This window comes from Chroococcidiopsis sp. [FACHB-1243], assembly GCF_014696895.1.
Taxonomy (GTDB): Bacteria; Cyanobacteriota; Cyanobacteriia; order Cyanobacteriales; family Chroococcidiopsidaceae; genus Chroococcidiopsis.
On sequence record NZ_JACJQX010000019.1, the window covers coordinates 123,671 to 129,761 of the forward strand.

At 45.0% G+C, this 6,091-nt stretch carries 6 protein-coding genes and 1 pseudogene; 4 read left to right on the forward strand and 3 right to left on the reverse strand.

The window, feature by feature from the left end; genetic code table 11:
* Positions 1-64 precede the first annotated feature (64 nt).
* The 3 genes and pseudogenes from H6G17_RS34665 to coaE all read left to right on the forward strand — a co-directional run.
* Positions 65-292: pseudogene (locus H6G17_RS34665) on the forward strand (SAM-dependent methyltransferase); the annotation flags it as partial.
* A 147-nt stretch (positions 293-439) separates the two neighbouring features.
* Positions 440-2,020: a uroporphyrinogen-III C-methyltransferase gene (gene cobA / locus H6G17_RS15870; RefSeq protein ID WP_192158746.1), complete on the forward strand. Its 1,581-nt coding sequence runs from the start codon at positions 440-442 to the stop codon at positions 2,018-2,020.
* A 30-nt stretch (positions 2,021-2,050) separates the two neighbouring features.
* A complete protein-coding gene (coaE, locus tag H6G17_RS15875) occupies positions 2,051-2,665 on the forward strand; it encodes a dephospho-CoA kinase (protein WP_192158748.1) in 615 nt (204 codons plus the stop codon).
* A 34-nt stretch (positions 2,666-2,699) separates the two neighbouring features.
* On the opposite strand, the gene H6G17_RS15880 is transcribed toward coaE, so the two are convergent.
* The 3 genes from H6G17_RS15880 to H6G17_RS15890 are packed head-to-tail and all read right to left on the reverse strand — an operon-like array spanning position 2,700 to position 5,220.
* Positions 2,700-3,950, reverse strand: coding sequence for a glycosyltransferase (locus tag H6G17_RS15880; RefSeq protein WP_192158750.1), 1,251 nt, complete (start codon positions 3,948-3,950; stop codon positions 2,700-2,702).
* Positions 3,951-3,955: 5 nt separating this feature from the next.
* Positions 3,956-4,801, reverse strand: a complete 846-nt coding sequence (locus H6G17_RS15885; protein WP_192158752.1) for a M56 family metallopeptidase — start codon at positions 4,799-4,801, stop codon at positions 3,956-3,958.
* Complete coding sequence (locus H6G17_RS15890; protein ID WP_015154911.1) at positions 4,801-5,220, reverse strand: BlaI/MecI/CopY family transcriptional regulator; 420 nt, start codon at positions 5,218-5,220, stop codon at positions 4,801-4,803. Before H6G17_RS15890 ends, H6G17_RS15885 begins: the two co-directional genes overlap by 1 nt.
* Before the next feature lie 355 nt (positions 5,221-5,575).
* On the opposite strand from H6G17_RS15890, the gene petJ reads away from it, so the two are divergent.
* The gene (gene petJ, locus H6G17_RS15895; protein WP_192158754.1) at positions 5,576-5,911 is read left to right on the forward strand and encodes a cytochrome c6 PetJ; all 336 of its coding nucleotides are present in this window, start codon (positions 5,576-5,578) and stop codon (positions 5,909-5,911) included.
* The last annotated feature ends 180 nt before the right edge of the window (positions 5,912-6,091 follow it).

The window sequence follows — 6,091 nt, forward strand, 5'->3', positions numbered from 1 at the left end:
ACATCTTTTAACAATACATCTTTATTCGGAATATCGGTCAACAAATATTTATGAGGATTGAAACATGGCAACAATATTACGAGAATGGAGCTATAGTTACCAATGGTTTTACGATACAGTTTCTCGACTAGCGGCGTTGAGCGTGGACGGAGAAGGAAAGTTTCGTCAATTAGCTTTGCAAAACTTAACAATTTAGCCAAAAACTCAAGTTTTGGATCTTTGTTGCGGCAGCGGTCAAGCAACTGAACTATTGGTGAAATATTCTCAAGAGGTGACAGGGTTAGATGCGTCTCATTAGTTGTTGGAAGAAGCGGGGTTCGAGTTACAAAATCGCGTTCTCCATGCAGGCGGAAGCTTACAAGCGATTCAAGCGATCGCGCGAACCAACGTAATGCACTATTACCAATTACCATAAAATCTGAGGGTTGCATGATGAAGCATGATGAACACAACGGGTAAAGTTTACCTGGTCGGTGCGGGACCAGGAAGTATTGATTATTTAACTGTTAGGGCGCTGCAACTGTTGAGCCAAGCAGAAGTATTGATCTACGATGCTTTAGTCGATCCGCAATTGTTAGAACTAGTGCCGTCAAATTGTCTCAAACTTGATGTCGGTAAGCGCGGCGGACAATCCAGCACCCCTCAAGCAGAAATCGATCGCTTATTAGTCGAGTATTGCCAAACAGGACAACAGATCGTTCGGCTCAAAAGCGGCGATCCGTTCATTTTTGGACGAGCTGCAGCAGAAATTGAGGCATTAGTTACCGCAGGCTGCCTGTTTGAGGTTATACCTGGAATTTCTTCAGCCTTAGCCGCACCAACACTAGCAGGAATTCCCCTCACCGATCCGGTAATGAGTCGTTGTTTTGCCGTCACAACTGCCCACGAACCAGAACTTGTAAATTGGGAAGGCTTAGCATCAATCGGAACCCTGGTGTTTCTGATGGGAGGGCAACAGTTATCAGAAATAGTCAAACAATTAGTTAGGCATGGGCGATCGCCTCATACGCCAATTGCGATCGTGCGTTGGGCGGGAACCGCAAAACAGCAAGTTTGGACTGCCACCCTCGAAACAGTTGTAGCGCAAACCGATGGCTTAAACCTTTCTCCTGCGGCGATCGTAGTTGGTGAAGTCGTTGGCTGGCGCGAGTATTTGCAACCGAAGGAGAAGAGACAAGGGAGACAAGGGGGACAAGGGGGACAAGGGGGACAAGGAAGTTATTCTAGTCACCAGCCACTAGCCACTAGCCACTCTCCCCACGCACCGCTTTTAGGTAAAACAATTCTCGTCACTCGATCGCTAGGACAATCGAGTCAATTTTGCGATCGCCTTGTAGAAATGGGTGCGACAGCTATTGAGATGCCAGCATTGGAGATTGGTGCGCCTTCGAGTTGGATGGGGTTAGATAATGCGATTGCGCAGTTATCGGATTTCGATTGGTTAGTTTTGACTTCTACAAATGGAGTAGATTATTTTTTTGAACGCCTGCTAGCTAAAGGTAAAGATACGCGGGCGCTAGCAGGGGTAAAAATTGCTGTAGTAGGACAAAAAACTGCTCAGAGTCTTCAACAAAGATATTTACAACCAGATTTCATTCCTCCCGATTTTGTTGCCGATTCTTTAGTAGAAAACTTTCCTGAATCTTTAGCAGGTAAAAAAGTTTTATTTCCCAGAGTTGAAACTGGAGGACGAGAAGTCTTAGTCAAACAATTTACTGCCAAAGGTGCAGATGTGTTAGAAGTCGCAGCTTATGAATCTCGTTGTCCGCAGTCAATTGCGCCTGAAGCATTAGAGGCGTTACAGAGTCATAAAGTGGATATTATTACTTTTGCTAGTTCTAAAACAGTCAGAAATTTCTGCCAACTCATAGCACCATATAACAACATTAATTTAGATGGAATTTGTATAGCCTCCATTGGTCCCCAAACCTCTAAAGACTGTATTTCTCTCCTCGGTAGAGTTGATATAGAAGCAGAAGAATATACTTTGGATGGTTTGTTACAAGCAATTATCAGTTAGCAGCGATCGACAACCAACAACTAACAACTAGTGACTGATTACCAATTACCAATTACCAATTACCAAAAAAGAATTATCGGTCTTACTGGTGGGATTAGCACTGGTAAAAGTACTGTTTCTCAATACTTAGCACATGAATATCATTTACCAGTTCTTGATGCAGATATTTATGCGCGAGAAGCAGTGCAACTTGGTTCGCCAATTTTAAATGCGATCGCCCAGCGTTACGGCAAAAACATTTTGCAGGCTGATGGGACGCTGGATCGCCAACAACTAGCGCGAATTATCTTCAACAGTTCTACAGAAAAGCAGTGGTTAGAAAGACAAATTCATCCTTACGTGCGCGATCGCTTTGAGCAAGAAATCAATAAATTATCCGTTCCTATAGTTATATTAGTTATTCCTTTGCTATTTGAAGCAGAGATGACAGATTTAGTCACAGAAATCTGGGTTGTTTCCTGTTCGTCACAACAGCAAATAGAAAGACTAATACAGCGCGATAATCTAACTGTAGAACAAGCACAGGCGCGAATTAACAGTCAAATGCCACTATCAGAAAAATGCAAGCGTGCTGATGTTGTCTTGGATAATTCTTCTAGTCAAGAAGAGTTAAAACAGCAGTTAGATTCAGCTATTTCTCCCTGAAAAAGTCATTGGTTAAGCAGGGGATTGAAGCTGCTTAGAGCTGTTTTTCAATCGCATCACACGCAACACTCACTCCATTTTCTACTTGAATAATTTGTCCAATTTCTACTGCTTTGGCTGCATAGTTGGGATTTTCTAACAACTTACGCAATTCATTTGCTACCCGCAACGCTCGATACTGCTGGCGGGGAATCGTGCGAGAAGTTCCTAATCGTTCGACCCGTGCGGCATTATCCGGCTGGTCGTGGCTGTAGGGCATAATTAAGGTTGGACGACCTGCACGTAATGCTTGCGCCGTCGTACCAATTCCTCCCTGATGCGCGATCGCACAAGCGTGAGGAAAAATCTGCGAATATGGTGCATAGCTAACTGCCAAAATGTCGGCTGAAAGGTTTTCTGGAGGCAGATTGTTCCCGATTAATAATACAGCACGGCGGTTTAACAGCTTTGCAGCTTGAATGTTTTCCTGATAAAAGTTACCAGGAGTCTTCACTGCGGCTGAACCAAGAGTAAAAACAATTGGCGGCTCACCTGCATCCAAAAATTGCTTTAGTTCCAGTGTAAGTTTCGCTCCATTTTGACTACCATCATAAAATGTCGAACCTGCGACTACTGTATTTGCAGCCCAATCTGGTTGAGGTTTTGCCAAAACAGGAGAGAATAGGGCGATCGTCAGATAAGGGGAAAACTTATCGTCAATGAAGGGATTGCCAATCAGTGCAGGTAAACCAAGTTCGCGACGAAATTGGCGAACGGGTTCAGCCCAAGAATTGCTGACAAGCTTGGCAAAGTTGATGACTCCCCGATTAGCGATCGCCCCAAAACCGCGCAACTTTGCTAAAAATGGAAACGGAGCCAATACAGGCAGATCGTAAATGGAGAAAAACGAAATTGGAGCCATTGCACTTGTTGCCCATCGTATCCCCAATTTTTCCGCCACCATCCGAGCTGCAACAACTCCTTCACCTGCAAAAATAAAATTTGCACTCTTGACACTTTGCATCAAGTCTGCATACATCTCGCGTAAACTCGGACAAACCCACTTGCGGACGATATATTCTGAACCTGTCCGCACGTCCATCGCCTGCGCCATCTTTTGAGGATCGTCTATGCCATCAGGACGCATACGATGAAACTCAAATCCCAAAGCTTCGATTTTGGCTTGATATTCTCTATGCGTGGCAAATGCAACATCGTGACCGCGTTTTCGTAATTCCAGCGCGATCGCTATTTTAGGATGTAGATCGCCAAAAGAACCGATTGTAGTTATGACAATACGACTCACTCTCTTCAAGAATGAAACGGGACAGTAATTAGGGGTAGGAATGCCAATAACAACCACAACCAAGACCAATTAAATTGCGATTGGGTAGGAGGTGCTGCTGGTTCTAATAAAGCATTGATGCGTTCGCTCAAGCGCTCTGCTTGGCTAGCAGCGCTGAAGGCTACACAAAAATTCGTCATCGGCACGATCGCAGAACGCACGACTAATAACAAAGATTCTGCCAAAGTCAGCGGATCGACTTGCTGAGCTGCCCGATTATCTGCCCGCAGTTCCCGTAACAATAACAATTCTTCCCATAAAGCTTCTGTCTGAGGCAACCATCCGGTACAAGTCCGTATCCAACCTAACCAGAAAAACCAGAAAGTATCTCGGTAGTGGTAATGTGCTTGTTCGTGAGCAATCACAGCGGCTAACTGCTCGGGAGTGAGGACGTATAGCAATCCTTGGCTAACAACTAATTCCGGTCGCCAGAAGCCAACTAAAGCGCTGAACAAAATGGGAGTTGCTAAAATCCGACAAGATGCTCCCTCTACTTGCTCTTGGGGATAAGTACGAGTCTGGCTCACAGCCCGCCAGCCTTGCCATGCCAGTTTAACCCCCAGCGCGATCGCCACTATAAAACCGATTACCGTCAGTCCGTAGCTATACCAACCTACAGACAAACCCAGCATTGAGCCTTGGGTTCCCATGCATAATACCGAGATTCCGGCGATCGCTAACATTAACGGAGGAAAAAGAAAAAACCACAGCGTTTGTTTCCAGCGTTGTTGCCAATCACCCGAGACTGATGACCAATTCTGTCGCACGTTCCAAGCTACTGCCAGTGCAGCCAAAATCATGATGGTATGCATTACTTCTCCTCCCGTTGTTGGCGTGCAGCTTGAATGCGTTTAGCGATCGCATCGAGCTGTTCTAAGCTGGTGCGATCGAGACTATCGGCAAAGGCAGCTACAACATCAGGGTTGCCAACCGCCAGAAAGCGATGTAGCTTTTCATGCGCCTCTATAACTTGCGCTTGTTCTTTCGTTACCAACGGTCGCCAATAAAAAACTCGTTCTTGTTTATCGCAAGCCAACCATCCTTTTTCCGTCAGGCGGCGCAGTACCGTGGTGACAGAAGTATAGGCTAACTCTCGATCGGGATCGGCAAGAATGCGATCGTGTACGTCTTTGACAGTCACGCGATCGAGTTCCCAGACGATATTTAAAATCTCTGTCTCTAATGGACCAAGGGAAAGCTGTTTGGGACGGTAATTAGGCAGCGGAGACATAAGCTAAGTCGTAAGTTGTAAGCCGTAAGTCGTAAGTTATCAACCATTTTTTCCTGATAACTGATAACTGACAACCGACAACTGGTTACTGCTTTCCAGATTACACCGTCAGAGTTATCTCTCGCGACATTGTTTGTGAAAGTTTGATTTTGTGAAAGTTTGACATCTTGTCTTTTGACTGCCATTCAGAATGCAATCTAAGCTAGGTGTTCGATTCCAGCCTGCTCTTATACGAAAGGTTAAAAAGTCCTTGATTCTGGGGTGGAAGACCTCCACCCTTTTTCGACATTCTAGTTTGATGTCCTAGCTGGATTTATCTGCCGAGCCTAATTTGTGAAAGAAGGAGATTGAAAGAATGCGAACGATCGCGTTAGCTTTGCTATTGGCTGTTGCTATTTGGACTCTAGCTTTTCCCAGCGCAGCTCTAGCAGCAGACATAGCCAACGGAGCCAAAGTGTTTAATAGCAACTGTGCTGCTTGTCACATGGGAGGGAGAAATGTGGTGATGGCGACAAAAACACTACAGAAAGATGCTTTAGAAAAATATAGTATGAACTCCTTAGAAGCAATTATCAACCAAGTCACAAATGGTAAAAATGCCATGCCAGCCTTCAAAGGAAAATTAAATGCCCAGCAGATTGAGGATGTCGCCTCTTACGTACTGGAAAAATCCGAAAAAGGATGGAGCTGAAGTCAGTTGTCAGTTATCAGTTGTCAGTTATCAGGGTGTGGGGAATTGGTAGTTGGTAATAGGTAATGGGTAATTGTTGCTGGTTCTACTCTAGTTTGTGTTTGACCGGTTTTCCGGTTCCACGACCATTCAGGGACGAGGCAATCAGAAAATTTCGCAACCAGTTGTCGTGGTAGCGAA

Bases quoted from the DNA above. Each gene is read 5' to 3' on its own strand.
- cobA (WP_192158746.1), top strand. From the start codon at position 440: ATGATGAACACAACGGGTAAAGTTTACCTGGTCGGTGCGGGACCAGGA.
- H6G17_RS15885 (WP_192158752.1), bottom strand. From the start codon at position 4,801: ATGCATACCATCATGATTTTGGCTGCACTGGCAGTAGCTTGGAACGTG.
- H6G17_RS15890 (WP_015154911.1), bottom strand. From the start codon at position 5,220: ATGTCTCCGCTGCCTAATTACCGTCCCAAACAGCTTTCCCTTGGTCCA.
- petJ (WP_192158754.1), top strand. From the start codon at position 5,576: ATGCGAACGATCGCGTTAGCTTTGCTATTGGCTGTTGCTATTTGGACT.